The 22,906-nt window shown below is 39.5% G+C and carries 32 protein-coding genes and 1 pseudogene; 27 read left to right on the top strand and 6 right to left on the bottom strand.

All coding sequences use genetic code 11. The features are described from left to right. The first annotated feature begins 36 nt into the window (after positions 1–36). The 24 genes from rplN (at position 37) to rpsI (ending at position 14,087) form a co-directional block, all read left to right on the top strand. A complete protein-coding gene (gene rplN / locus B7E05_RS21600) occupies positions 37–405 on the top strand; it encodes a 50S ribosomal protein L14 (protein WP_080876127.1) in 369 nt (122 codons plus the stop codon). Positions 406–439: 34 nt separating this feature from the next. Continuing rightward, positions 440–751, top strand: a complete 312-nt coding sequence (rplX, locus tag B7E05_RS21595) for a 50S ribosomal protein L24 (RefSeq protein ID WP_080876126.1) — start codon at positions 440–442, stop codon at positions 749–751. Between the two features lie 27 nt (positions 752–778). Further along, on the top strand, positions 779–1,318 hold the full coding sequence (gene rplE, locus B7E05_RS21590) for a 50S ribosomal protein L5 (RefSeq protein ID WP_080876125.1): 540 nt from the start codon (positions 779–781) through the stop codon (positions 1,316–1,318). 29 nt (positions 1,319–1,347) lie between these two features. Further along, entirely contained in the window at positions 1,348–1,533 is a 186-nt protein-coding gene (locus B7E05_RS21585; protein ID WP_010652082.1) for a type Z 30S ribosomal protein S14, read from the top strand. A gap of 29 nt (positions 1,534–1,562) precedes the next feature. Then, positions 1,563–1,961, top strand: coding sequence for a 30S ribosomal protein S8 (gene rpsH, locus B7E05_RS21580; protein ID WP_080876124.1), 399 nt, complete (start codon positions 1,563–1,565; stop codon positions 1,959–1,961). Positions 1,962–1,992: 31 nt separating this feature from the next. Further along, complete coding sequence (gene rplF / locus B7E05_RS21575) at positions 1,993–2,529, top strand: 50S ribosomal protein L6 (protein WP_080876123.1); 537 nt, start codon at positions 1,993–1,995, stop codon at positions 2,527–2,529. 30 nt (positions 2,530–2,559) lie between these two features. Continuing rightward, positions 2,560–2,919, top strand: coding sequence for a 50S ribosomal protein L18 (gene rplR / locus B7E05_RS21570; RefSeq protein WP_080876122.1), 360 nt, complete (start codon positions 2,560–2,562; stop codon positions 2,917–2,919). A gap of 25 nt (positions 2,920–2,944) precedes the next feature. Further along, on the top strand, positions 2,945–3,448 hold the full coding sequence (gene rpsE, locus B7E05_RS21565) for a 30S ribosomal protein S5 (RefSeq protein ID WP_080876121.1): 504 nt from the start codon (positions 2,945–2,947) through the stop codon (positions 3,446–3,448). A 13-nt stretch (positions 3,449–3,461) separates the two neighbouring features. Continuing rightward, a complete protein-coding gene (gene rpmD, locus B7E05_RS21560; protein WP_080876120.1) occupies positions 3,462–3,644 on the top strand; it encodes a 50S ribosomal protein L30 in 183 nt (60 codons plus the stop codon). A gap of 29 nt (positions 3,645–3,673) precedes the next feature. Continuing rightward, a complete protein-coding gene (gene rplO, locus B7E05_RS21555; RefSeq protein WP_080876119.1) occupies positions 3,674–4,114 on the top strand; it encodes a 50S ribosomal protein L15 in 441 nt (146 codons plus the stop codon). Between the two features lies 1 nt (position 4,115). Then, positions 4,116–5,411, top strand: a complete 1,296-nt coding sequence (secY, locus tag B7E05_RS21550) for a preprotein translocase subunit SecY (protein WP_080876118.1) — start codon at positions 4,116–4,118, stop codon at positions 5,409–5,411. A gap of 30 nt (positions 5,412–5,441) precedes the next feature. Beyond that, positions 5,442–6,086, top strand: coding sequence for an adenylate kinase (locus B7E05_RS21545; protein ID WP_080876117.1), 645 nt, complete (start codon positions 5,442–5,444; stop codon positions 6,084–6,086). A gap of 461 nt (positions 6,087–6,547) precedes the next feature. After that, entirely contained in the window at positions 6,548–6,766 is a 219-nt protein-coding gene (gene infA, locus B7E05_RS21540) for a translation initiation factor IF-1 (RefSeq protein ID WP_040985051.1), read from the top strand. A gap of 31 nt (positions 6,767–6,797) precedes the next feature. Next, positions 6,798–6,911 carry a 50S ribosomal protein L36 gene (gene rpmJ, locus B7E05_RS21535; protein ID WP_080876116.1) on the top strand — a complete coding sequence of 38 codons (114 nt, stop codon included), beginning with the start codon at positions 6,798–6,800 and terminating at the stop codon, positions 6,909–6,911. A 23-nt stretch (positions 6,912–6,934) separates the two neighbouring features. Continuing rightward, positions 6,935–7,300: a 30S ribosomal protein S13 gene (rpsM, locus tag B7E05_RS21530; RefSeq protein ID WP_080876115.1), complete on the top strand. Its 366-nt coding sequence runs from the start codon at positions 6,935–6,937 to the stop codon at positions 7,298–7,300. A gap of 21 nt (positions 7,301–7,321) precedes the next feature. Next, positions 7,322–7,711: a 30S ribosomal protein S11 gene (gene rpsK / locus B7E05_RS21525; RefSeq protein WP_080876114.1), complete on the top strand. Its 390-nt coding sequence runs from the start codon at positions 7,322–7,324 to the stop codon at positions 7,709–7,711. A 204-nt stretch (positions 7,712–7,915) separates the two neighbouring features. After that, positions 7,916–8,860 (top strand): DNA-directed RNA polymerase subunit alpha, encoded by a 945-nt coding sequence (locus B7E05_RS21520; protein WP_080876113.1) that lies wholly within the window; start codon positions 7,916–7,918, stop codon positions 8,858–8,860. A 45-nt stretch (positions 8,861–8,905) separates the two neighbouring features. Next, positions 8,906–9,259, top strand: a complete 354-nt coding sequence (gene rplQ / locus B7E05_RS21515) for a 50S ribosomal protein L17 (RefSeq protein ID WP_080876112.1) — start codon at positions 8,906–8,908, stop codon at positions 9,257–9,259. Between the two features lie 442 nt (positions 9,260–9,701). Next, positions 9,702–10,544: an energy-coupling factor ABC transporter ATP-binding protein gene (locus B7E05_RS21510; RefSeq protein WP_080876111.1), complete on the top strand. Its 843-nt coding sequence runs from the start codon at positions 9,702–9,704 to the stop codon at positions 10,542–10,544. Further along, positions 10,520–11,389 carry an energy-coupling factor ABC transporter ATP-binding protein gene (locus tag B7E05_RS21505; protein WP_080876110.1) on the top strand — a complete coding sequence of 290 codons (870 nt, stop codon included), beginning with the start codon at positions 10,520–10,522 and terminating at the stop codon, positions 11,387–11,389. Before B7E05_RS21510 ends, B7E05_RS21505 begins: the two co-directional genes overlap by 25 nt. After that, positions 11,382–12,179: an energy-coupling factor transporter transmembrane component T family protein gene (locus tag B7E05_RS21500; RefSeq protein ID WP_080876109.1), complete on the top strand. Its 798-nt coding sequence runs from the start codon at positions 11,382–11,384 to the stop codon at positions 12,177–12,179. Before B7E05_RS21505 ends, B7E05_RS21500 begins: the two co-directional genes overlap by 8 nt. Positions 12,180–12,203: 24 nt before the next feature. Next, entirely contained in the window at positions 12,204–12,950 is a 747-nt protein-coding gene (gene truA / locus B7E05_RS21495) for a tRNA pseudouridine(38-40) synthase TruA (protein ID WP_143833280.1), read from the top strand. A 287-nt stretch (positions 12,951–13,237) separates the two neighbouring features. Next, positions 13,238–13,675: a 50S ribosomal protein L13 gene (rplM, locus tag B7E05_RS21490; RefSeq protein WP_080876107.1), complete on the top strand. Its 438-nt coding sequence runs from the start codon at positions 13,238–13,240 to the stop codon at positions 13,673–13,675. Positions 13,676–13,694: 19 nt separating this feature from the next. After that, positions 13,695–14,087: a 30S ribosomal protein S9 gene (rpsI, locus tag B7E05_RS21485; RefSeq protein WP_080876106.1), complete on the top strand. Its 393-nt coding sequence runs from the start codon at positions 13,695–13,697 to the stop codon at positions 14,085–14,087. A gap of 225 nt (positions 14,088–14,312) precedes the next feature. Here rpsI and B7E05_RS21480 read toward each other — a convergent pair whose 3' ends face one another. Further along, a complete protein-coding gene (locus B7E05_RS21480; protein WP_080876105.1) occupies positions 14,313–15,068 on the bottom strand; it encodes an SDR family NAD(P)-dependent oxidoreductase in 756 nt (251 codons plus the stop codon). A 215-nt stretch (positions 15,069–15,283) separates the two neighbouring features. Between B7E05_RS21480 and B7E05_RS21475 the strand changes: the two are divergent. Beyond that, positions 15,284–15,370: pseudogene (locus B7E05_RS21475) on the top strand (MerR family DNA-binding transcriptional regulator); the annotation flags it as partial. 67 nt (positions 15,371–15,437) lie between these two features. On the opposite strand, the gene B7E05_RS21470 reads toward B7E05_RS21475, so the two are convergent. From B7E05_RS21470 to B7E05_RS21455, 4 genes are all read right to left on the bottom strand, one after another. After that, positions 15,438–16,175 carry a hypothetical protein gene (locus tag B7E05_RS21470; RefSeq protein ID WP_080876104.1) on the bottom strand — a complete coding sequence of 246 codons (738 nt, stop codon included), beginning with the start codon at positions 16,173–16,175 and terminating at the stop codon, positions 15,438–15,440. Positions 16,176–16,208: 33 nt separating this feature from the next. Further along, on the bottom strand, positions 16,209–16,796 hold the full coding sequence (locus tag B7E05_RS21465; RefSeq protein WP_080876103.1) for a TetR/AcrR family transcriptional regulator: 588 nt from the start codon (positions 16,794–16,796) through the stop codon (positions 16,209–16,211). A 186-nt stretch (positions 16,797–16,982) separates the two neighbouring features. Continuing rightward, the gene (locus B7E05_RS21460; RefSeq protein ID WP_080876102.1) at positions 16,983–18,386 is read right to left on the bottom strand and encodes a glycoside hydrolase family 1 protein; all 1,404 of its coding nucleotides are present in this window, start codon (positions 18,384–18,386) and stop codon (positions 16,983–16,985) included. Positions 18,387–18,407: 21 nt separating this feature from the next. Then, on the bottom strand, positions 18,408–20,273 hold the full coding sequence (locus B7E05_RS21455) for a beta-glucoside-specific PTS transporter subunit IIABC (protein WP_080876101.1): 1,866 nt from the start codon (positions 20,271–20,273) through the stop codon (positions 18,408–18,410). A gap of 396 nt (positions 20,274–20,669) precedes the next feature. Between B7E05_RS21455 and B7E05_RS21450 the strand changes: the two genes are divergently transcribed. Continuing rightward, positions 20,670–21,182 carry a type 1 glutamine amidotransferase domain-containing protein gene (locus B7E05_RS21450; protein ID WP_080876100.1) on the top strand — a complete coding sequence of 171 codons (513 nt, stop codon included), beginning with the start codon at positions 20,670–20,672 and terminating at the stop codon, positions 21,180–21,182. Between the two features lie 63 nt (positions 21,183–21,245). On the opposite strand, the gene B7E05_RS21445 is transcribed toward B7E05_RS21450, so the two are convergent. Continuing rightward, positions 21,246–21,623, bottom strand: coding sequence for a winged helix-turn-helix transcriptional regulator (locus B7E05_RS21445; protein ID WP_080876099.1), 378 nt, complete (start codon positions 21,621–21,623; stop codon positions 21,246–21,248). A gap of 307 nt (positions 21,624–21,930) precedes the next feature. Between B7E05_RS21445 and B7E05_RS21440 the strand changes: the two genes are divergently transcribed. Continuing rightward, on the top strand, positions 21,931–22,821 hold the full coding sequence (locus B7E05_RS21440; protein WP_080876098.1) for a DUF3592 domain-containing protein: 891 nt from the start codon (positions 21,931–21,933) through the stop codon (positions 22,819–22,821). Positions 22,822–22,906: the final 85 nt, after the last annotated feature.

Raw genomic sequence — 22,906 nt, 5'->3', positions numbered from 1 at the left:
TCGCTCGGAAGGTATCCGAAGGGAGGTCACAGTGTTATGATTCAACAAGAAACCCGTTTAAAGGTTGCAGATAACTCTGGTGCTCGTGAAGTATTAACCATTAAAGTATTAGGCGGTTCTGGTCGCAAAACTGCCAACATTGGTGATGTTGTCGTTTGTACGGTGAAACAAGCAACACCAGGGGGCGTTGTCAAAAAAGGTGAAGTCGTAAAAGCAGTTATTGTACGTTCTAAATCTGGTGCCCGTCGTAAAGATGGTTCTTACATCCGTTTTGATGAAAATGCTGCCGTAATTGTTCGTGATGACAAAAGTCCAAGAGGAACTCGTATCTTCGGACCTGTTGCACGTGAATTACGTGAAGCTCAATTCATGAAAATCGTATCTCTAGCTCCAGAAGTTTTATAAATGTAAATTTCCTCATCAAGGAGGTGCGTAAAGCATGCATGTAAAAAAAGGTGATAAAGTCAAAGTGTTATCCGGCAAAGACCGTGGTAAAGAAGGTACTGTACTAGAAGCATTTCCGAAAAAAGAGCGTGTATTGGTAGAAGGCGTGAACATGATTCAAAAACATGCGAAGCCGTCTCAAGATAATCCGCAAGGCGGAATTTTGAATATCGAAGCTCCAATTCATGTTTCTAATGTACTGCCGGTTGATCCGAAATCCGGAGAACCAACCCGTGTTGGCTATGAAATAAAAGAAGGTAAAAAAATCCGTATTGCTAAAAAATCCGGTGAAGCATTAGATAAATAAGTTTTTCTGTGAAAGGAGGGCTAACACATGAACGAATTAAAACAAAAATATAATGATGAAATCACTTCATCTTTAATGAATAAATTCAATTATGATTCTGTAATGGAAGTACCTAAAATAGAGAAAATCGTGATCAACATGGGTGTTGGTGACGCTGTACAAAACTCTAAAGCATTAGATAGTGCTGTTGAAGAATTAGCATTAATTTCCGGTCAAAAACCATTGATTACCCGTGCTAAGAAATCCATCGCAGGTTTCCGTCTCCGTGAAGGAATGCCGATTGGTGCAAAAGTTACATTGCGTGGAGAACGCATGTATGACTTCTTGCAAAAACTGATCGCTGTATCACTTCCACGTGTACGTGACTTCCGTGGTATTTCTAAAAAAGCATTCGATGGTCGTGGAAATTACACATTAGGTGTAAAAGAACAGTTGATTTTCCCGGAAATTAATTATGATAAAGTAAATAAAGTCCGTGGTATGGATATTGTTGTTGTAACAACTTCTAACACAGACGAAGAAGCCCGTGAACTTTTAGCTGGCCTGGGCATGCCTTTCCAAAAGTAAGCTAAAAGCTAATACAAGGAGGGAAAATTTTGGCTAAAAAATCTATGATTGCGAAACAAAAGCGCCCGCAAAAATATAAAGTACAAGAATATACACGTTGCGAACGCTGTGGTCGCCCGCATTCCGTCATTCGTAAATTTAAACTTTGCCGTATTTGTTTCCGTGAACTTGCCTATAAAGGTCAAATTCCTGGTGTCAAAAAAGCAAGTTGGTAATCCCCGATTCGGGAAGGAGGTAATTAGTAATGGTTATGACAGATCCAATTGCAGATATGCTTACTCGCATCCGTAATGCGAACATGGTTAAACATGAACAATTAGAGCTTCCTGCTTCTAAAATAAAAAAAGAGATCGCTGATATCCTGAAACGTGAAGGCTACGTGAAGGACTATGAGATGGTTGAAGACAATAAACAAGGTATATTACGTATCTTCTTAAAATACAGTGCAAATGAAGATAGAGTGATTACAGGTATTAAACGTATCAGTAAACCAGGTTTACGCGTATATGCTAAAGCGAACGAAGTACCACGTGTATTGAATGGACTTGGCATTGCTATCGTATCCACTTCTAACGGAATGCTTTCTGATAAAGAAGCTCGTTCCCAAGCGGTTGGCGGCGAAGTATTAGCGTACGTTTGGTAAGAACTTATTTTTAAAAGAGGAGGTGCAAGGAATGTCTCGTGTCGGACTGAAGCCTATTGAAATTCCAGAAGGTGTAGAGTTGAATTTCGACGAAAATACACTGACTGTAAAAGGACCAAAGGGTGAATTAACAAGAGATTTTCATCCGGATATTAAAATAAACGTTGAGGGTAATATCGTAACATTTGAACGCCCAAGTGATCACAAAGATCACCGTGCACTACATGGTACGACCCGCACTTTAATTAATAATATGGTAGTTGGAGTAAGTACAGGTTTTGAAAAATCATTGGAAATCAACGGTGTTGGTTACCGTGTTCAAAAACAGGGAGACAAAACAGTTGTTAACGCTGGTTATTCACATCCTGTTGAACTTGACCCAATTGATGGTATTGACATTGAAATACCTAATAACACACAAATCGTTGTTAAAGGTATTGATAAAGAATTAGTAGGAGCAGTTGCTGCTAATATTCGTGCAATCCGCCCACCTGAACCATATAAAGGTAAAGGAATTAAATATGCGGATGAATATGTACGTCGTAAAGAAGGTAAAACTGCTAAGTAAGTTTAGTCAGCCCAGAAAGGAGTGACCCAGATGATTACAAAGCCTGACAAAAATGTTATTCGTAAAAAGCGTCACAATCGTGTGCGCAGAACATTATCAGGAACTGCAGAACGTCCACGTTTAAATGTGTTCCGTTCCAATAAAAACATTTATGTTCAATTAATAGATGATGTAAACGGCGTAACCCTTGCAAGTGCTTCTACAGTCGATAAAGAACTTGGAATTGACGGTAAGAATGTTGAAGCTGCAAAAGAAGTAGGGGCAGCTGTTGCAAAACGTGCAATTGACAAAGGATATAAATCCGTTGTATTTGATCGTGGTGGTTATTTATATCATGGACGTATCAAAGCTTTAGCAGAGGCAGCTCGTGAGGAAGGCCTTGAATTTTAAAAGTAAAAGGAGGTAAGCATCTATAATGAATACGAATATTGATCCGAGCAAATTAGATATTGAAGAACGTGTTGTTACGGTCAACCGTGTTGCAAAGGTTGTAAGAGGTGGACGCCGTTTCCGCTTTGCAGCATTAGTTGTTGTAGGTGACAAAAACGGTCACGTTGGTTTCGGTACCGGTAAAGCACAAGAAGTACCTGAAGCAATTAAAAAAGCAGTAGATGACGCGAAGAAAAACTTAATTACTGTACCAATCGTAGGCACAACCATTCCACATCAAATTCATGGACAATTTGGTTCTGGTAATGTATTGATGAAGCCTGCTTCTGAAGGTACTGGAGTTATCTCTGGCGGTCCAGTACGTGCGATTTTAGAGCTTGCTGGTGTAGGTGATATCCTGACAAAATCATTAGGATCTAACACACCAATCAACGTTATCCGTGCTACATTGAACGGTTTAACAAACTTAAAAACAGCTGAGGACGTAGCGAAATTACGTGGAAAGTCTGTTGAAGAACTGTTAGGATAAGGAGGGAATCACGATGTCTAAAAAATTGGAAATAACCCTCACTCGCAGTGTTATCGGTGGCAGTGACGTTCAACGTAAAACTGTTGAAGCATTGGGGTTAAAGAAAATTCGTCAATCAGTCGTACGTGAAGATACTCCAGCCATTCGCGGTATGGTTAACAAAGTGTCCCACTTATTGACAGTTAAAGAAGTATAATAAATCTATTGTAAAGAGGAGGTGCTCGCATGAAACTTCATGAATTAAAAGCAGCAGAAGGATCCCGTAAGGAAAGAAACCGTGTAGGTCGCGGAATGTCTTCCGGTAACGGTAAAACTTCTGGTCGTGGGCATAAAGGTCAAAAAGCACGTTCCGGCGGTGGTGTAAGACTTGGTTTTGAAGGTGGTCAAATGCCTTTATTCCAACGTTTACCAAAACGTGGGTTTACCAACGTTAACCGTAAAGAATATGCAATTGTGAACCTTGACACGCTGAATCGCTTTGAAGAAGGAACGGAGGTTACTCCGGAACTGTTATTAGAAACTGGTGTCGTAAGCAAATTGAATGCTGGAATTAAGGTTCTTGGAAAAGGTCAATTAGAAAAGAAACTGACTGTAAAAGCTCATAAGTTCTCTGCATCAGCGAAAGAAGCAATTGAGGCAGCGGGCGGTCAATCTGAGGTGATCTAATTTGTTTCAGACACTCTCCAATTTTTTTCGTGTAACAGATATAAGAAATAAAATTATATTTACACTGCTAATGCTTGTTGTATTCCGTATTGGTACGTTTATTCCTGTACCTTTTACGGATAGATCCGCCCTCAGTTTTATGATGGACCAGCAGAATATGTTTGGCTTCATTAATACTTTCGGCGGCGGGGCACTTGAAAACTTCTCTATTTTTGCAATGGGAATCATGCCTTATATCACCGCATCAATTATTATGCAGCTGTTACAAATGGATGTTGTTCCAAAGTTTGCTGAATGGAAAAAGCAAGGAGAAATGGGACGGAAAAAAATCGCTCAAGTAACACGTTATGCAGCGATCGGTATAGCTTTTATTCAAGCAATTGCAATGTCTGTCGGCTTCAATGCGATGGCAGGCGGGTTATTGATTCATGACCCCGGCGTTATGAAGTTCTTGATGATTGCAGTTGTTTTAACAGGCGGTACAGCTTTTCTTATGTGGTTAGGGGAACAAATTACTGCGCATGGAGTTGGTAATGGTATTTCCATCATTATCTTTGCCGGTATTGTTGCTGCTATCCCGAATGGCGCCGCTCAAATATATAATCAATATTTCTCGAACCCGGGAAGTGAATTGTTTATCAATATTGTTATTGTAACGTTAATTGTCCTGGTTATTATTGCTGTGACGGTTGGAATTATTTTCGTAAACGAAGCATTGCGTAAAATTCCGGTACAGTATGCGAAGAAACTGGTAAATCGTAATCCAGTAGGCGGACAGTCTACGCATCTGCCAATTAAGGTCAATGCAGCAGGGGTTATTCCAGTCATTTTTGCGATTGCCTTTATGGTCGCACCAACGACGATAGCCGGCTTTTTTGAGGGGAACCAAGTAGCCAATGCAGTGTCGTACATTTTTGATTATACACAGCCTGTAGGCATGGTCATCTATGTTGCACTGATTATTGCTTTCTCTTATTTCTATACGTTTGTTCAGGTTAATCCGGAGCAAATGTCAGAGAACTTGCAAAGGCAAGGCGGTTACATTCCTGGTATTCGTCCGGGGCATAATTCAGAAACGTATTTAACAAGGGTTATTCGCAGATTGACCTTTGTCGGCGCCTTATTCTTAGCGGCTGTTTCTGTATTCCCGATTATTCTGGGCGGTCTCGCTAATCTGCCGCAGACAGTTCAAATCGGCGGTACGAGCTTGATTATCGTTGTCGGGGTTGCATTAACAACCATGAAACAATTAGAAGGTCAGCTTGTGAAGCGACATTATAAAGGGTTTATTAAATAAATTTCCTGTCTACAAAAGCGAGGGGAAACAATGAATTTAATCTTAATGGGGCTACCTGGTGCCGGGAAAGGTACACAGGCCGAAAAAATAGAAGAAAAATATCATATCCCCCACATTTCAACTGGGGATATGTTCCGGTCAGCTATTAAAGAGGGTACAGATCTTGGAAAAAAAGCGAAGGAATATATGGATCAAGGAAATCTTGTTCCAGACGAAGTAACGATTGGTATTGTCAAGGAGCGCTTAGCAAAGGACGATTGTGCAAAAGGATTTTTATTAGATGGATTTCCGCGTACAATTGCCCAGGCTGAAGCACTGCAAAAATTGACTGCTGATTTGAATAGAACCATCGACCATGTAATTCATGTGGACGTACCAGAAGAAAAATTGGTAGAGCGTTTAACTGGACGGAGAATTTGTCCGACTTGCGGAACAACTTATCATGTCGTTTATAATCCCCCAAAAGAGGAAGGCATTTGCGATAAGGATGGCTCCCAGTTAATTCAGCGAGATGATGATCAACCTGAAACGGTAAAAAAACGGTTAGCCGTTAACGTAGAGCAAACACAGCCATTACTTGATTTTTATCAGGATAAAGGATATCTTGTGAAAGTAGACGGTGATCGTGATATCGACGACGTCTTCTCCGACATTGAATCCATTTTGGATAAATAAGTCAAGCCTTTTAACGAACAGAATAGATGCAAATCTTGACTCTGCACGTTATAATAGGTGGGATAATGTGTAATGCTTTTATCAAACACGATAAAAATTGGTTCATCAACCTTTTGATATAAACGAACAATTGCCTAGGTGATGGTGAGAGCAGATATACGTTAACAAATTGATTTTTTTACTGAGGTCCATTTGTACGTATGATGCAGGATAGTGATTCAGGTCAGTACAATTGATGTCTCGGTTGTGAACGGTCGGTTGTTTTACGCTGGCCCATGGAGGAAGCAGTGCCCTGATGAATCATCTTTAGATGATGATAGTGCGCTAAATGTACAATGAATGTTTCCCTAATGATGAACGTGAGCAGCAATAGCAAGAACGGCTTGTCACAAAAGGGAAATGAAGCTTATCCTAAATTTAGATAAGGTTGTAACTGATTTGAAGAAGGGAGATCACACACAATGGCGAAAGATGATGTTATTGAAGTAGAAGGTACAGTGACAGATACATTGCCGAATGCGATGTTTAAAGTGGAGCTTGAAAATGGCCACACCGTATTGGCGCATGTATCTGGCAAAATCCGTATGCACTTTATCCGCATTTTGCCAGGCGATAAAGTAACGGTTGAACTTTCTCCGTATGATTTAACCAAAGGACGAATAACGTACCGTTATAAATAAACGAGCTCCGATCTAAAAGGAGGTAATGATGATGAAGGTAAGAGCATCTGTAAAACCAATTTGCGAGAAATGCAAAGTCATCAAACGCAAAGGTAAAGTAATGGTGATTTGTGATAATCCAAAACACAAACAAAAACAAGGCTAAAAAATAGGAGGTGCTAGCATTCTATGGCACGTATTGCAGGTATTGATGTTCCACGTGATAAACGTGTAGTAATTTCCCTGACTTATGTTTATGGTATCGGAAAAACTACAGCACAGGAAATCCTTAAAGAAGCAGGCGTTTCTGAAAGTACTCGTGTTCGTGATTTAACGGAAGACGAATTAGCAAGAATTCGTCAAGCGGTTGAAAACTATACGACAGAAGGTGACCTTCGTCGTGAAGTGTCTCTCAATATTAAACGTTTGATTGAAATCGGCTCTTATAGAGGTATTCGCCACCGTCGCGGATTACCGGCTCGTGGACAAAAAACAAAGAACAACTCCCGTACACGTAAAGGCCCACGTAAAACAATGGCTAACAAGAAAAAGTAATGTAAGGAGGTAAGCTTACTAATGGCACGTAAAACAAATACGCGTAAACGTCGTGTGAAAAAGAATATAGAATCTGGTATTGCCCATATCCGTTCAACGTTTAACAATACGATTGTTACTGTTACGGATACACAAGGTAATGCGATTGGATGGAGCTCTGCTGGTGCTCTTGGTTTCAAAGGATCTAAAAAATCAACTCCGTTTGCTGCACAAATGGCTGCTGAAACAGCTGCACGGTCTGCAATCGAAAACGGCATGAAAACATTAGAAGTTACTGTTAAAGGACCTGGCGCTGGACGTGAAGCTGCAATCCGCTCTTTACAGGCTGCTGGATTAGAAGTTACGGCAATTGTTGACGTAACTCCAGTTCCTCATAATGGTTGCCGCCCACCAAAACGTCGTCGTGTTTAATTTAACCGTATAGAATTTATCAACTTGGTCATACTGGTTGATAAAACATACGGTTATCTACATGTTGTAGATAAACAGATTCCAAAGACAGTTCGTACGAAAGATTTTTAGGTAGCGCAGAAACGCAACTGCCTATTTGAGGAATTTCGGTTAGACTTTGTTTGTCTAGCCGGGGTTTCGACGTTTTAAAGGAGGGTTTGTTAAATGATCGAGATAGAAAAACCAAAAATTGAAACGATTGAAATTAGCGAGGATGCTACGTTTGGGAAATTTGTAGTTGAACCGCTAGAACGTGGATATGGTGCCACACTTGGAAACTCCTTGCGTCGTATCTTACTATCCTCACTACCGGGTGCTGCTGTAACATCTGTTCATATTGATGGAGCACTGCACGAATTTTCAACAATTGACGGAGTTGTAGAGGATGTAACTACTATCATTCTTAACTTGAAAAAACTTGCACTTAAAATCTACTCTGATGATTTAAAAACATTGGAAATTGATGTTCAAGGCGAAGGAGCAGTGACTGCTGCTGACTTAACTTACGACAGTGATGTGGAAGTGATGAACCCGGACCTTCATATTGCGACATTAAACAGTAAAGCCAGCCTGCATATGAAGTTAACTGCTGAAAGAGGCCGCGGTTATCGTCCGGCAGAAGAAAACAAGTTTGATGATCAACCAATTGGTGTTATTCCGATTGATTCCATCTTCACCCCGGTATCACGTGTTACCTATCAAGTTGAGAATACACGTGTCGGTCAAATTGCTAATTATGATAAACTGACATTGGATGTTTTAACGGATGGTAGTATTCGCCCGGAAGAAGCTGTTTCTTTAGGTGCGAAAATTATCACGGAGCATTTAAATATTTTTGTCAGCTTAACAGATGAAGCACAGAGCGTTGAAATTATGGTTGAAAAAGAAGAAGATCAAAAAGAAAAAGTAATGGAAATGACCATTGAAGAGCTTGATCTTTCTGTTCGTTCTTACAACTGCTTGAAGCGTGCTGGAATCAACACGGTTCAAGAACTTGCAAATAAATCAGAAGAAGATATGATGAAGGTTCGTAATTTAGGACGTAAATCATTAGAAGAAGTAAAAGTGAAATTGGAAGATCTAGGATTAGGTCTTCGCGATGATGACTGATTTAACCAGTCACCTGTAGAGTTTCGAAAAAGGGAGGGATAGTCCGTGGCTAGAAAATTAGGACGTAGAACAGATGACCGCATGGCTCTTCTTCGCAACCTTGCATCTGATGTGATTATTCATGAGCGCGTGGAAACAACAGAAGCAAAAGCGAAAGAGTTAAGATCAATTGTAGATAAAATGATTACGCTTGGGAAGCGTGGCGACTTACATGCACGCCGTCAAGCTGCTTCATTTTTATACAACAAAGAAGCGGATGAAGATAATAACGTAATTCAAAAACTATTTGATGATGTTGCTGCGCGCTATGAAGATAGACAAGGTGGATATACACGTGTTCTTAAACTTGGTGAACGCCAAGGCGATGGCGCTAAAATGGCAATCATTGAGTTGGTTTAATTTACTACAAACGGCAAGGGGCAGGACTCAATCTCTCTCAGAGGTTATCCAAGCCCTTTTTTTGTATTGGAAAATGATGATTCACTAATCTTTGATGTGTTTTGCTTAGTTTAAGATATCTATTGTTTTTAATTTATAGAGAAGAATATAATGAAATATATTCTTCTCAATACCCAGCGGAGGAAATACACGGAGACTCCTACGGGAGAGCGTAGTGGGAAGACCCCGCAGGTAAAAAAGTGGTCTTCTTTTTACCGAGGAGGCTGAGCTCAAGCCCGTGGAAAGCGTAGTGTATTTCCGTAGCGTTGGCCGGAATTGCTATTAAACTTTATCAGCTTTTGTTTAGTAATTACTTTCGTTCATGAACTGCTATGGGTAAAATAATAACCATAATAGAAAAAACAAATTACATAATAAAAAAACAGGAGAAGGGGGTGTCTGGATGGATAGTAAAAAGTTAGTAGAGTTTAAGAATGTTTCCTTTCAATATGAGGAAGAGGGAGAACTGGTATTAAATCAGGTTTCCTTTGATATTTATGAAAGCGAATGGGTTGCCATCATCGGTCATAATGGCTCTGGAAAATCAACCATTGCCAAACTGCTTAATGGATTGTTGATGCCTAAAGACGGAGAGATTATCGTTAATGGTCAAAAAGTAGATGACGATACCGTTTGGGATATACGTAAAGATGTAGGGATGGTCTTTCAAAATCCGGATAACCAATTTGTCGGGGCTACTGTGCAAGATGATGTCGCATTTGGAATGGAAAATAGAGGAGTCCCCCGAGAAGAGATGAGAGAGAGAATCCAGCGCACCTTATCTGCTGTTCGTATGCAGGATTACCTCATAACCGAACCGCACCGTCTATCGGGTGGTCAAAAACAACGTGTAGCTATTGCGAGTGTTTTAGCGATAGCTCCCAAGGTATTAATTTTAGATGAGGCTACTGCGATGCTGGATCCGACAGGAAGACAAGAAATTATGCATACGGTGAATGATATTCAGGAGTCAGAAGGGCTGTCCTTGGTTACCATCACACATGACTTGCAGGAGATTGTCCAGGCTGATCGTGTGATTGTGATGAATCAAGGACAAGTTTGGAAGGAAACAACGCCAAGAGAACTGTTTCTGCAGCGGGAAGCGTTACGTACAATCGGTTTAGATGTTCCCTTTGTGGGACAATTAACGGATGAGCTGTTGAAGCAGGGAGTCCCATTAACAGAAGCAGCGCTAAACCACGAAGAGTTGTTGGAGGAATTATGGAAATTCAATTCAAAGACGTAAGTTATATTTATCAAGAGAATAGTCCTTTTGCCCATAAGGCGCTTGAAGACATGTCCTTCACGATGGATTCGGGTTCATTTGTTGCCGTTATCGGTCATACTGGTTCCGGAAAGTCGACCCTGATTCAGCATCTCAATGGTTTGAGCCTGCCGAGCAGAGGAGAGATAACAATTGGTGATTTCCAATTGACTTCTGAAGGAAAGCCTAAGGGTATCCGTGAGTTGCGAAGAAAAGTCGGTGTTGTTTTTCAATATCCGGAGCACCAGTTATTCGAAGAGACGGTTGCTAAAGACATTGCTTTTGGTCCAAAGAATTTTGGGGTGGAGCAGGAGGAAATTAATCGTCGGATTGAGGATATTCTCCCAGCTGTGGGTCTTCCGGAAGAATTATTGGCACGTTCGCCATTTGATTTAAGTGGAGGACAGAAGCGGCGTGTAGCTATTGCAGGGGTTTTGGCAATGAGTCCGGAAGTTCTCGTATTGGATGAACCTACTGCCGGCCTTGATCCGCGCGGGCAGCGTGAAATGATGGATATGTTTTATAAGCTGCATAAAGAGCGTAACCTGACAACGGTACTAGTGACACATAGTATGGAAGATGCGCTGACTTATGCGGATAAAATCATCATTTTAAATAAGGGACAAAAATATATGGAAGGCCCGCCGCTTGATGTGTTTAGACAAGCAGATAAGCTTCGGGAGGTACAATTAGGCGTCCCAGAAGTGATTCAGTTTCTGAACCAATACAATGAACGTTTTGGTACCTCTATCAGCTATCACCATCAGTCCTTACCAGAATTAGCGCATGAGATAAAGGAACAGCTGGAGGTGGGCTCGGATGAATAATGCTTTAATCATTGGCCAGTATGTTCCTGGGAATTCCTTTATTCACCGATTAGACCCAAGAACGAAAATCACTGTCGTCTTTTTCTTTGTGATTGTCGTCTTTTTCGCAAATAATGTAGCGTCTTACAGCTTATTAACGGCATTTTCATTGCTTTGTGTATTGAATTCCAGAGTGCCGTTGAAATTTATATTAAAAGGATTGCTGCCGGTCTGGTTTTTAATTATATTTACTTTTATTCTGCATTTGATTATCACAAATGAAGGAAATCTCGTATTAGACTGGGGTTTTATCAAGATTTACAGCGGCGGGATTATACAAGGTTTTGCGATTTCTCTGCGTTTTTTTCTGTTGATTCTGACCACCTCATTATTAACGCTGACAACCACGCCGATTGAAATTACCGATGCGATGGAGGAAATGCTTCATCCATTGAAAAAAATCAAATTTCCTGTTCATGAGCTGGCCTTGATGATGTCTATTTCTCTACGTTTTATCCCTACTCTAATGCAGGAAACGGATAAAATTTCCCGTGCCCAGGCAGCACGTGGTGTTGATTTTCGTACAGGGCCTGTCAAAGATCGGGTGATGGCAGTAATTCCATTATTGGTTCCTCTGTTTGTCAGTGCATTTAAACGTGCGGAAGACTTGGCGATGGCCATGGAAGCCCGGGGTTACCAAGGCGGAGAAGGAAGAACCAAACTTCGTGAATTACATGTAGGCGTTAAAGATATCCTGGTTCTGATTGCCTTTGTACTGATATTAGCCGCATTGTTTTTCGTAAGACAGTAATGGATGGAAGAAAGGGTTGTATACATGGAAAGGTTAAAATGTACGATTGCTTATGACGGTTCGGGTTTTGCAGGGTTTCAAGTGCAGCCTGCTCACCGGACTGTACAAGGCGTACTGGAAAAAGCCTTGATTAAAATGCACAAAGGCGAGGCCATTCGTATTCAGGCATCAGGACGTACAGATACAGGTGTGCATGCAGTTGGACAGGTTATTCATTTTGATACGCCGTTAACCATTCCTGAACGCAACTGGAAGCAGGCAATCAATACACTTTTGCCGGATGATGTCCGGATAATGCATATTGAAAAAGTTCATGACAGTTTTCATGCCCGCTACAGCGTGAAGCAGAAAGAGTATCATTATATTGTCTTAAACCGGGAAGATCCGGATGTATTCCGCCGCGACTATGTATTGCACTTTCCTAAAGATCTGGATATAGAGGCCATACAAGCCGCCTGCAAGCATTTAGAGGGGACACATGACTTTACCACCTTTTCATCTGCGAAATCGTCTGTGAAAGGCTCTAAAGTGCGTACATTATTCCATGCATCCTGCAGAAGGAAAGACAATGACATCGAATTTGTTTTTCGTGGGAGCGGTTTTTTGTACAATATGGTGCGGATAATGGTTAGTGCGCTTTTGGACGTAGGAATTGGAAAGCGGAAACCAGAAGATATACCTGTCCTTTTAGCTGCAAAAGAAAGAGGACAGCTTGGAAAAACGATTTCCCCAAATGGACTGTATCTATGGGAAGTAAGTTATGACGAATAGGGAAAGAACGAATCATAGATTTGGAATAGAACGGATGCGTCATTGAAGCGGCTTATCTTATAAAAAGCGGTAAAGTAGCAGGATGAATATTGAATGGCTTAAGAAAGAAAATCAAAAAATGTTTTCAATTACTTTCATCCCAGGCTTGACTTTTGGTTAAGAAAGTTATAAGATGATATATGGCATTTTATTTCTAAACCATGATTAGCCCCGGAAACTAATTGTGTTAAGAATAAAAATATGATTACGAAGAATAAAGAATCATTGATATATGGAGGGAAAAAATCATGCGCACAACTTTCATGGCAAATGAAGCAAACATTGAACGCAAATGGTTAGTTGTGGATGCGGAAGGACAACGTTTAGGACGTTTAGCAAGCGAAGTAGCTGCTATCTTACGTGGTAAACATAAACCTACGTACACACCACATGCAGACACTGGTGACAATGTTATTATCATCAATGCAGACAAAATTGAACTATCAGGAAACAAAATAACAGACAAAATGTATTATAATCACTCCAACCATCCAGGTGGATTGAGATCTCGTAACGCATACGAAATGCGTACAAAATATCCTGAAGAAATGCTTGAAGTTGCAATCAAAGGAATGCTTCCAAAAGGACCTTTAGGACGTAAAATGAAAAAGAAATTGCATGTATATAGAGGCGCTGAGCACAATCATCAGGCTCAAAAACCAGAAGTTTACGAACTTCGCGGATAATTAAAGGGAGGTAAATGAATTGGCACAAGTACAATACTACGGCACAGGTCGCCGTAAAAAATCAACTGCCCGCGTACGTCTCGTACCAGGGACAGGAAATGTTACAATCAATGGTCGCGATGCTAGAGACTATTTTCCATATGAAACGCAATTACTCATCTTGAACCAGCCGCTTGCTACAACAGAAACTCAAGGAACGTATGATGTTCTTGTTAATGTACATGGCGGTGGTTTCACTGGTCAAGCTGGTGCAATCCGTCACGGCGTTGCACGTGCATTATTGCAAGCTGATCCAGAGTATCGTGCTGCTTTAAAACCAGAAGGGTACCTTACAAGAGATTCCAGAGCGAAAGAGCGTTATAAATACGGTCTTAAGAAAGCTCGTCGTGCACCACAATTCTCAAAACGTTAATAAATCGAATTTACAAATCCCTCAACCACTTGTGGTTGAGGGATTTTACTATATATGTGCTTTTTTAAAAAGTTGTACAAAAATCAACCTTCCAATAGAAAAGTCTTTCATTTTACCTGGGGAGGACACCATTGAATCAACGCTGCAAAACGGTATAGATCTAGTAAGAATGAAAAAAGCGTAGTACCTCGAGTCTGTACCACGCTTTTTTCCATCTGTGTTATATTATTGAACTGTAAATCCGCCATCAACGGATATGGATTGGCCAATGACATAGGTTGCGCCCGGTGAACATAACCAGTGGACAACGGAAGCAACTTCCTCTGCTTTACCTATACGGCGAATAGGGAGCTGGTTGATTAATTCATCCATTGCATTACTTTCATTAATTAACATATTTTCAACCATTGGCGTTTCAATGATTCCTGGTAGAACTGCATTAACCCGGATGCCTTTTGAGGCAACTTCTAAGGCAGTACTCTTCGTTAATCCAATCACTCCATGTTTCGATGCGTGGTATACAGAACGGCCAGGAACACCAACAATTCCCCCCATAGAAGAACAGTTAACAATAGCTCCTTCGCTACCTTGTTTTTCAAATTGTTTCAATTCATATTTCATGCAGAGCCAAACGCCCTTCGCATTAACATCCATGACATCATCAAAAACGTCTTCTTCTAAATCAACTGTGTCTGTGACTGGGTTTTGAATACCAGCATTGTTAAATGCATAATCTAATCTTCCAAATGTATCAACTGTTTTTTCTACCATTGCTTTCACAGCTTCTTCGTCTGAAACATCACATTGAATAGCTATCGCTTGATAACCCGCATCAACTAAGGCTTGTGCTTCTTGAGTAGGTTCGTTTATATCAACTAAGGCCACACTTGCTCCTTCTTTTGCAAACAATTGTGCCGTTGCAAGTCCCATTCCACCTTTTGCTCCAGTTGCTAGTGCTACTTTACCTTTCATCGTTGTCATGAAAAATCCTCCTTATAATTTAATGGCAATACACTTGGGCCTCTGCATTTTTCTCTTACAAACCAAATGGTAAACCTTACAGTCAACTCTAGGTCAAGTGCATTTAAAAAGTTTTTAATTCATACAGCTACTTAATGCGTTTGACACTCGGAATATATCACGATATCCTCAAGTTATATCGAAGTCTAACTTATAAAAAAGAAAGGTGCGTCATGATGAAGACTTATTCTATCGGTGAAGCTGCAGAAGAATTGAATCTGACTGTATATACCTTGCGTTACTACGATAAAGAAGGACTTATGCATATTGGCGTGTTCGAATCATTTTGAAACAGAAGCAGTATCGATTATATCTTCAAGTCAACGATGCTTAGTCGTTATTATTTTTTTCGCCTTTTATCCATTGCAGCCAATAAGAAAATTCACATGCTAAATGCATTTGATGTGATGAAATAATACTTGTAGGGCTTAGTGCAGGAAATTCAACGGAAAGCTTAACTTTTATACCCGTTTTTGTGTCTTTAATTTGGTGGCGAACTCCTCCGATAACTGTGCCATCTTTCAGACGAGCAACACCTGCTGATTGATATGCATAAGCGTCATCTCTAGGTGTTTGTAACCCTGTTTCATCATCAAAAACAATAAAAAACTGAACAGGTAAAGGAGCGTTTCCGGTCGTCTCAATGACTTCAAGTTCATTTTCTCCTAAAGGCCTTAATGCATAGTGGTCCGGACAAGCAGATAAATTTACACGATTGTTTTTATCTGATGAATTTAACATAAGAGTATCTATACCCTTTATTGCTTCTTCAGCTGTTATTCCATCTAAATGGATTTCTGTTTGAGAAAATTTTCGTCTACTTCCAGATAGAAAAGCACCCATCCGCATAACCGTTTTACTTAATTTCAATTTAGATTCCAATTTGTTATACATTTCTTGATAAGAGGACTCCATTTTTAGATTGGTTAGCTTATCAATCATGCTATCTGGATCATTTATTTCAGCACTTTTATAACCTAATATGTTAAAAACTTTTTTAACACGTTTTCTTTTCCATTGTGTCAATTGCTCGTTTGTAATGCTTTTTCCGTCAATATAAATGTTCATATGAACTCTCCTTTGCCCTATGTCAGCTATATTTTAGATATCAGCTTTCTGATTGTATTTTAGTATGGTTAATACCAAATGAATCGTTTCTTTCTTCACAGCATCATTCAGATCTAACTTATTTGAGTGAGCAATACTGCTGAGTCCATATAAAATAAATTCAGAGGCTAAAATGGGATTATCCGTGTTGAAAATTCCTGTTTTTATCCCATCCTCAATCACCTTTTGTATTAGCGGCTGTATTTGTAGGAATAGTTTCTGTTCGAGCTGAAAATGCTGTTCTGTTTGAAAAGCATCCGTATTTTTATAAGGTTCTAGTTTTTCAGCAAATGCCCAAAAAGTCTCTAAGGATTCTGTTATCTTTTGCATAACGGTAAGTTTATCAGAACCAAGTATTTGTTGGATTTTCTCGATATTATTAACAATAAAATCATTTAAAATTTCATCAATGAACGCTTCTTTAGATGTGAAGTAATAATAAAATAATCCTGTTGCTACACCTGCGCGATTAACGACATCTTTTATGCTAAATCCTTTTATTCCACCTTTCATATAAAACTCCAAACCAATATCCATTAACTCTTGGCGTCTTATATCTGGTTCTTTAGATATTCGTTTCATTGTCCATCTCCTATTATATCTTTTATGACTGAATCTAATTCAATAGTACGTCACTGAATATAGTTCAGTCAAGTGTTATAAAAAACCACTCATTTTGAAAAATAAATGAGTGGAATTCATTTTTTTGTTCGTTACGAAACACATAAGGCCCGTTTGTAACAAACTGATTTTTTATTCTTTTATAGGTTAATCTAACCCATTATTTTTAATCACATCTTGATACCAGTAAAAACTATCCTTCCTTATCCGGCGCAGTTCCTTCAGATCAAAATCATCTCGATCGATATAAACCAGGCCATAGCGTTTCGCAAACCCTTGACGGGAGCTTAGCAAATCCGTGAAAGACCATGGAGAATAACCGAATAACTCTACGCCATCTGCAATGGCATCATTACAAGCGGCGATATGATCTTTTAAGTAGTCAATACGGTAATCATCATGTATTTTACCGTCTTCGGTTAACTGGTCGCCGGTTCCTAAACCATTTTCGGTAATAATCATCGGCAGACGGTACTTTTCATAATAGTCATTAAGCAGAAGTCTTAAACCTGTCGGGTCTACTTGAATGCCGTAATCTGTGACGACGAGGTTCTCGTTTTTCTCCATTTTAAAGTAGCCATATAAATCAAAATCAATATCATTTACCTTTGTGCCAACAGGATGCGCTTCATCTGCTGGAAGATAGCTGGCTACTAACGTACGATAATAGTTCACAGCGAGATAATCCGGTTTGGACGCTTTTAAAATCGCTTCGTCCTCCGGCTTGGTTTCCGGATAAATACCACATTCCTTTAAGTAAGCTTTATAATAACCCGGATATTCGCCAAAACAGTACATTTCCAAGGCGTAATTGGTTTTGAAATTATCATTCATTCGAGCTGCCCATACATCTTCCGGACGATTGGAATGAGGGTATGTCATGGTAGAAGATACTGCCGGTCCAATTTGTGCATTTGGAAGGATTTCTCGGCAGGCATTCGTCGCAAGCGCATGCGCTAAAAACATATGATAATCCATTTGTGCTCTCACTTTTTCAGCTTGTTCAGCTGGCACATCATACATATTCATTCGAATATTTACACGGGCCATCAGGTTTTGTTCGTTATGCACCTGCCAATACGTTACGCGATCACCGAAAGCTTCAAAGCAGGTTTTCGCATATCTTTCAAAAGCATACGCACAATCACGGCTTTCCCAGCCATTGTACTTATCGACAAGGGCAAATGGAAGGTCAAAGTGGTATAGGGTAACAAATGGGGTAATATCATTCTCTAATAAGAAATCAATCACCTTATTATAAAAATCAATTCCCTGTTGATTCACCTCGCCATCGCCATCCGGAATAATTCTTGCCCAGGAAATAGAGAAGCGATAAGCTTTTAAGCCGAGTTCCTTCATTAAAAGAATGTCTTCCTTATAGTGATGGTAGAAATCACTGGCAACAGTGGTATCAGCTTGTACATCTGATTTTAGAAAAGCATTGTAATCCGCTACTGTTTTTCCCTTGCCATCTTCGTTCCATGCTCCTTCGATTTGGAAGGCGGAGGAGGAAGCTCCCCACCAAAAATCGTTACTGAAATAATTTGTCATTATCGTCACTCCTGTATTTTTTTATGAAACAGTTCCGTCTTTATTGCTTTCGACAATAGAAACATTCGGATACTGCGAAGAATTCGTGATAATTATTGGGGTGGTAAGATCATAGCCCTTTGCTTTGATTTCATCTATATCAAATGAAACAATTTTTGTTCCTTTGCTTATCTCATCACCAGCGTTCACATGGGCTTCAAACCCTTTTCCATTTAATTCTGCGGTATCAAAGCCGATATGAATTAACAATTCAACACCATTTTCCAGCTCCAGTCCGATAGCATGTAATGTCGGGTAGAGAACAGAGACCTTACAATTGGCTGGTGCCACTACTTCACCGACTGTTGGCTGGACTGCTATGCCTTCTCCTAATGCTCCTGATGAAAAAACCTCATCTTGTACATCGGATAATGGCATCATTTTTCCTTGAATTGGTGCAGGTATGTTTTCTTTTGTGTCTGTCATGGTATTTGGGACATCCGCTTTGCTGTCTCCAAGACCTTCATCCGTAGCATCCTCTTCTTCAGGAACATCCTTAAAGCCGAATAACATTGTCATTGCCGCAGCGCCAAAGAAGGCAATCGCAATACCAATAATATAACATAAGAATGCTTTTGTCCCGGCTTCAATATAGACCGGAATTGTTAAAAAACCTTGGTTGGCAAAGGCTGTACCATAGGAACCGCCCCAGCCCATCAGGCCGCCGCCTATTGCTCCGCTGATGACGGCATAAATCATTGGTTTTCGCAGTCGGAGGTTCACCCCGTAAATCGCCGGTTCAGTGATTCCGAAAAGAGCTGTTACGGTTGCAGTTGCCGATAGCGTTTTTAATTTCTTATTTCTCGTTTTTAAAAAGACTCCTGCAGCCGCTCCCGCCTGGGAAAAGTTAGCCGCTCCTGCAAATGCCAAAAGATTTTGCTGTCCTGTTTGGGCAACATCATTAATCCCGATAGGCAGGATGGCTTTGTGCGCACCAAAGATAACAAGCACACACCATATTCCGCCGATGAAAGCACCTAATAATGTCGGGCTGATATCCATGATAATATAATAGAGCCAATTGATAAAGTTACCTAAGTGAATGCCGATAGGTCCAAAAATAATTAAGGTTGCAGGGACCATGACTAATAAAGTAAGGGTAGGCACCATAATAATTTTCAAAACCTCAGGTATCACTCGCTCGAAAAAGCGTTGTACATATGCCATGATAAATACAGCAATAATGATTGGGATAACCGTTGATGTGTAATCCGCTAATGTTACGCCAATTCCCAAAAAGGTAACAGGTTCATCTCCTGTCATTAATGCAACAAGGTCCGGGTAGCACAGAGTCGCTGCCAGCACCATCGCAATTAATTCATTTGCCTTAAACACTTTTGCCGCTACATACCCAATCATAATGGGAAAGAAATGAAATAAGGCGTTAGAAGTAGCTTCTAATATCAGGTACGTGTTGTACGATGTAATATCTACGTTCCAATAGTGAGTAGCAATCATCACAGCAAGCGCCAGGATACCTTTCAGCATACCGGACGCTGCAATTGCCGGGATAATTGGTATAAATATAGAAGTAAACGTATTTAGGATTCGATTTCCAATAGATCCTTTATCCGCTTCGGTTGTCTCTTCGTTTGTATTTAAATCTCCTAAAAGCTGTTGGATTTGATCATGAACTTCTTTCACTTTATTTCTTAGAACAATTTGAAATTGTCCGCCGCTCTCTACAACGGAGATGACTTCATCCATCTCTTCTAAATACGCTTTATTCGCTTTTTTTGTATCATATAACGTAAAACGCAAACGGGTATAGCAGTGGGTCAGCTCAGAAACGTTTTCCTTACCCCCTACATTTTTTAAGATGCTTGTTGCAACTTGTTGGTAGTTCATCCTTTTTTCCTCCTTCAATCCACTGGCCAACGAATCAGAAGAACACATCATGACACAAAAAAATCAAACGCACACAAATATCCTGCCAGAAAGATATACATTCCCAGCGGTTATGAAAGTGTACATTTGATCTTGCCTGCATGATCAGGAACACGTCAAATGTATTCTGTTATGAATCTTTAAGATAGGGTAACACGCCTTCATTTTTGTAGCAAGTTTTACAAAACGATACATGGAAAAATAGCGAGTGGACTTTATATATGTGAAAAACATGTTAAAAAAACGATATCAATCCAATAGTTACCTATAAGTAACTTACGCAACGCAAAGTGCGTGCTTCCCAGACCTGGAAATGTTTGATATTATAAAACTAAACGAATGAAGGAGGAATAAGAAATGGCAAAAAATATTGCAGTAATCGTTACAGATATGGTGGAAGAAATAGAATTAACAGATCCTGTCAAAGCTTATAAAGATGCTGGTCATTCCGTAGAAATCATTAGTGATGAAGCAGGGAAGGTCATTCAAGGTAAAAATGGGGAGGAACTAAAAGCTGATAAAGGAATTGAAGAAGTGAACGCAAGCGACTATGATGCCCTATTAGTTCCTGGTGGATTCTCTCCAGACTTACTTCGTATTAATCCAAAAAATGGTGACTTTGCAAAAGCATTCATCGAAGCGGATAAACCCGTATTTGCAATTTGCCATGGTCCTCAATTTTTAGTGGAAACAGATCTATTAAAGGATAGAGAATTAACAAGCTTTGTTTCTGTTAGAAAAGACTTAGAGAATGCAGGAGCAGTTGTGAAAGATGAAGAAGTAGTTGTTGACCAGAATTTGGTTACCAGCCGTACTCCTGACGACCTGCCAGCCTTTAACAGAGAAGCATTAAAGCTGCTGAATAATTAATTATAACATGACGGTCAGGTGGAGCATCTGGCCGTTTTATTATTGTAATCTAAAGGGATGATTCTAACTGATAACCCCTTCCTTTTTTAATTGCTCAATACGGTTTTTCCCCCAGTCATACATCATCTCAATGATAGGTAATAATGTGAACCCCAGCTCTGTCATGGAGTACTCTACTTTTGGAGGACTTTCTGGATAAACTTGGCGATGAATTACCCCATCCTCTATTAATTCCTTTAATTGATTAGAGAGCGTCTTATGAGAAATATTTTTAAAAAGTCGTTGCATGTCGTTAAAACGATGAGGGCCTTCTACTCCTAAATGCCATAAAATAACTACTTTCCATTTACCGCTAAAGATAGAAAGTGTCATTTCTTTCTCACAGTGGTAATCCCCATTCTGTAATTTCTCTTGTATTTCTTCCCGCAAGGTATGGCACATAAGTATCAACGCTCCTTCTATCCTGAATTATTTTAGCACATTAACATAATCCTGAATTAATTCTGCTTTTCTGTCCAGTAATATGACTTTGAAGGCAAGTGTGGTGGACTTCTTTTTCTTATAATTCCATAAGTCTTGGATTAAAAACAAAGCCTCATAAGGATTTCTAATTTGATTGGTAATGTTACTAAATAGAAACAAGTAGTTTATCATTTTTGAAAATAAATAAAGTTTTAAAAAGTGAATATGTTATACTGACTTTGTATTTAAAAATGTACATGTTGACTGCTAGAAAGGAAATCGCTAGATGTTGGATTGGATGAAAAAGGCTGCTTGGTTTTCATTAGCCATCTTATTTTTATGCTTAGTCATTGTATTTATATTTGTACCATTTAATTCCATGAATGAAACGGATATGGAGGCAGAAAGCCCGGTCATACAAAAATCTAGTACAAAAGGGCTTTATATGGGGCCGAACTATCATGTGATGATGTTAAATGGAGATAGATATGATGTTTCAAAAAAAGAAATATATCAATTGCAAATAGGCGATACATATGGAACCCAGAAAAAAAGTTCCATAAAAACTGCAATTCTTTTAGGGGCTATTTTATACCCGGCGAGTATATTGATACTGTGGTTTGTTTGGGGAATTTTCTCAGGTCTATTTCCTGAATCAAGGCTCGTACAATGGGTATATAAAAAAGAAAGAGAAAATAAAAAGAGATTAAAAGATATCGGAGGAATGGCATTAAAAATTGGCATTTTATTGTTTATTGTCATTTGCACAGTTATTTATTTATTCATTGGAAAGAATTTATTTTATAAAATGAATCCTATGGGAAAAGAAGAAGCAATGGCGGAAATTATTGATAAAGAGCAAGAGAGAACATCCTATGGGAGAGGAGTTACTGAAAAATATACATTTGCCTTACAGTACCAAGATCAGACGGGGACAACGTATAAAACAGAGAAGGGTGTTTCTTCTTTTACATATCAGTTATATCAAAATGGGGACGAGATAGCCATTACATATCGTATAAAACATCCATATGATACATTTATTAAGACTAGCAAGATTGGAGAAATTTTAAGTGTACTGATAAGCTGGGGCTCCTTTTTAATTTTAACGGGTATTTATATCAATTATTTCCTTATAAAAAGAATCATTGAAGAGAGAAGCCTGGATATCCGCTGACGGTGCAGCAGAAGTGAAGGAGGCAAAATAAATTATATACATGAAGCGATCATTACCAATATAACAATCAACGAGATAAATCTTG

This window comes from Oceanobacillus timonensis (genome assembly GCF_900166635.1).
Classification (GTDB): domain Bacteria; phylum Bacillota; class Bacilli; order Bacillales; family Amphibacillaceae; genus Oceanobacillus; species Oceanobacillus timonensis.
The sequence above is the reverse complement of the archived record's forward strand: the minus strand, read 5'-3'. Positions and strand labels throughout refer to the sequence as shown.

What these genes read in the sequence shown, in the direction of transcription:
- rplN (WP_080876127.1), top strand. Translation starts at nt 37, where the DNA reads ATGATTCAACAAGAAACCCGTTTAAAGGTTGCAGATAACTCTGGTGCT.
- rplX (WP_080876126.1), top strand. Translation starts at nt 440, where the DNA reads ATGCATGTAAAAAAAGGTGATAAAGTCAAAGTGTTATCCGGCAAAGAC.
- rplE (WP_080876125.1), top strand. Translation starts at nt 779, where the DNA reads ATGAACGAATTAAAACAAAAATATAATGATGAAATCACTTCATCTTTA.
- rpsH (WP_080876124.1), top strand. Translation starts at nt 1,563, where the DNA reads ATGGTTATGACAGATCCAATTGCAGATATGCTTACTCGCATCCGTAAT.
- rplF (WP_080876123.1), top strand. Translation starts at nt 1,993, where the DNA reads ATGTCTCGTGTCGGACTGAAGCCTATTGAAATTCCAGAAGGTGTAGAG.
- rplR (WP_080876122.1), top strand. Translation starts at nt 2,560, where the DNA reads ATGATTACAAAGCCTGACAAAAATGTTATTCGTAAAAAGCGTCACAAT.
- rpsE (WP_080876121.1), top strand. Translation starts at nt 2,945, where the DNA reads ATGAATACGAATATTGATCCGAGCAAATTAGATATTGAAGAACGTGTT.
- rpmD (WP_080876120.1), top strand. Translation starts at nt 3,462, where the DNA reads ATGTCTAAAAAATTGGAAATAACCCTCACTCGCAGTGTTATCGGTGGC.
- rplO (WP_080876119.1), top strand. Translation starts at nt 3,674, where the DNA reads ATGAAACTTCATGAATTAAAAGCAGCAGAAGGATCCCGTAAGGAAAGA.
- B7E05_RS21545 (WP_080876117.1), top strand. Translation starts at nt 5,442, where the DNA reads ATGAATTTAATCTTAATGGGGCTACCTGGTGCCGGGAAAGGTACACAG.
- infA (WP_040985051.1), top strand. Translation starts at nt 6,548, where the DNA reads ATGGCGAAAGATGATGTTATTGAAGTAGAAGGTACAGTGACAGATACA.
- rpmJ (WP_080876116.1), top strand. Translation starts at nt 6,798, where the DNA reads ATGAAGGTAAGAGCATCTGTAAAACCAATTTGCGAGAAATGCAAAGTC.
- rpsM (WP_080876115.1), top strand. Translation starts at nt 6,935, where the DNA reads ATGGCACGTATTGCAGGTATTGATGTTCCACGTGATAAACGTGTAGTA.
- rpsK (WP_080876114.1), top strand. Translation starts at nt 7,322, where the DNA reads ATGGCACGTAAAACAAATACGCGTAAACGTCGTGTGAAAAAGAATATA.
- B7E05_RS21520 (WP_080876113.1), top strand. Translation starts at nt 7,916, where the DNA reads ATGATCGAGATAGAAAAACCAAAAATTGAAACGATTGAAATTAGCGAG.
- B7E05_RS21510 (WP_080876111.1), top strand. Translation starts at nt 9,702, where the DNA reads ATGGATAGTAAAAAGTTAGTAGAGTTTAAGAATGTTTCCTTTCAATAT.
- B7E05_RS21505 (WP_080876110.1), top strand. Translation starts at nt 10,520, where the DNA reads ATGGAAATTCAATTCAAAGACGTAAGTTATATTTATCAAGAGAATAGT.
- B7E05_RS21500 (WP_080876109.1), top strand. Translation starts at nt 11,382, where the DNA reads ATGAATAATGCTTTAATCATTGGCCAGTATGTTCCTGGGAATTCCTTT.
- truA (WP_143833280.1), top strand. Translation starts at nt 12,204, where the DNA reads ATGGAAAGGTTAAAATGTACGATTGCTTATGACGGTTCGGGTTTTGCA.
- rplM (WP_080876107.1), top strand. Translation starts at nt 13,238, where the DNA reads ATGCGCACAACTTTCATGGCAAATGAAGCAAACATTGAACGCAAATGG.
- B7E05_RS21480 (WP_080876105.1), bottom strand. Translation starts at nt 15,068, where the DNA reads ATGACAACGATGAAAGGTAAAGTAGCACTAGCAACTGGAGCAAAAGGT.
- B7E05_RS21470 (WP_080876104.1), bottom strand. Translation starts at nt 16,175, where the DNA reads ATGAACATTTATATTGACGGAAAAAGCATTACAAACGAGCAATTGACA.
- B7E05_RS21465 (WP_080876103.1), bottom strand. Translation starts at nt 16,796, where the DNA reads ATGAAACGAATATCTAAAGAACCAGATATAAGACGCCAAGAGTTAATG.
- B7E05_RS21460 (WP_080876102.1), bottom strand. Translation starts at nt 18,386, where the DNA reads ATGACAAATTATTTCAGTAACGATTTTTGGTGGGGAGCTTCCTCCTCC.
- B7E05_RS21455 (WP_080876101.1), bottom strand. Translation starts at nt 20,273, where the DNA reads ATGAACTACCAACAAGTTGCAACAAGCATCTTAAAAAATGTAGGGGGT.
- B7E05_RS21450 (WP_080876100.1), top strand. Translation starts at nt 20,670, where the DNA reads ATGGCAAAAAATATTGCAGTAATCGTTACAGATATGGTGGAAGAAATA.
- B7E05_RS21445 (WP_080876099.1), bottom strand. Translation starts at nt 21,623, where the DNA reads ATGTGCCATACCTTGCGGGAAGAAATACAAGAGAAATTACAGAATGGG.
- B7E05_RS21440 (WP_080876098.1), top strand. Translation starts at nt 21,931, where the DNA reads ATGTTGGATTGGATGAAAAAGGCTGCTTGGTTTTCATTAGCCATCTTA.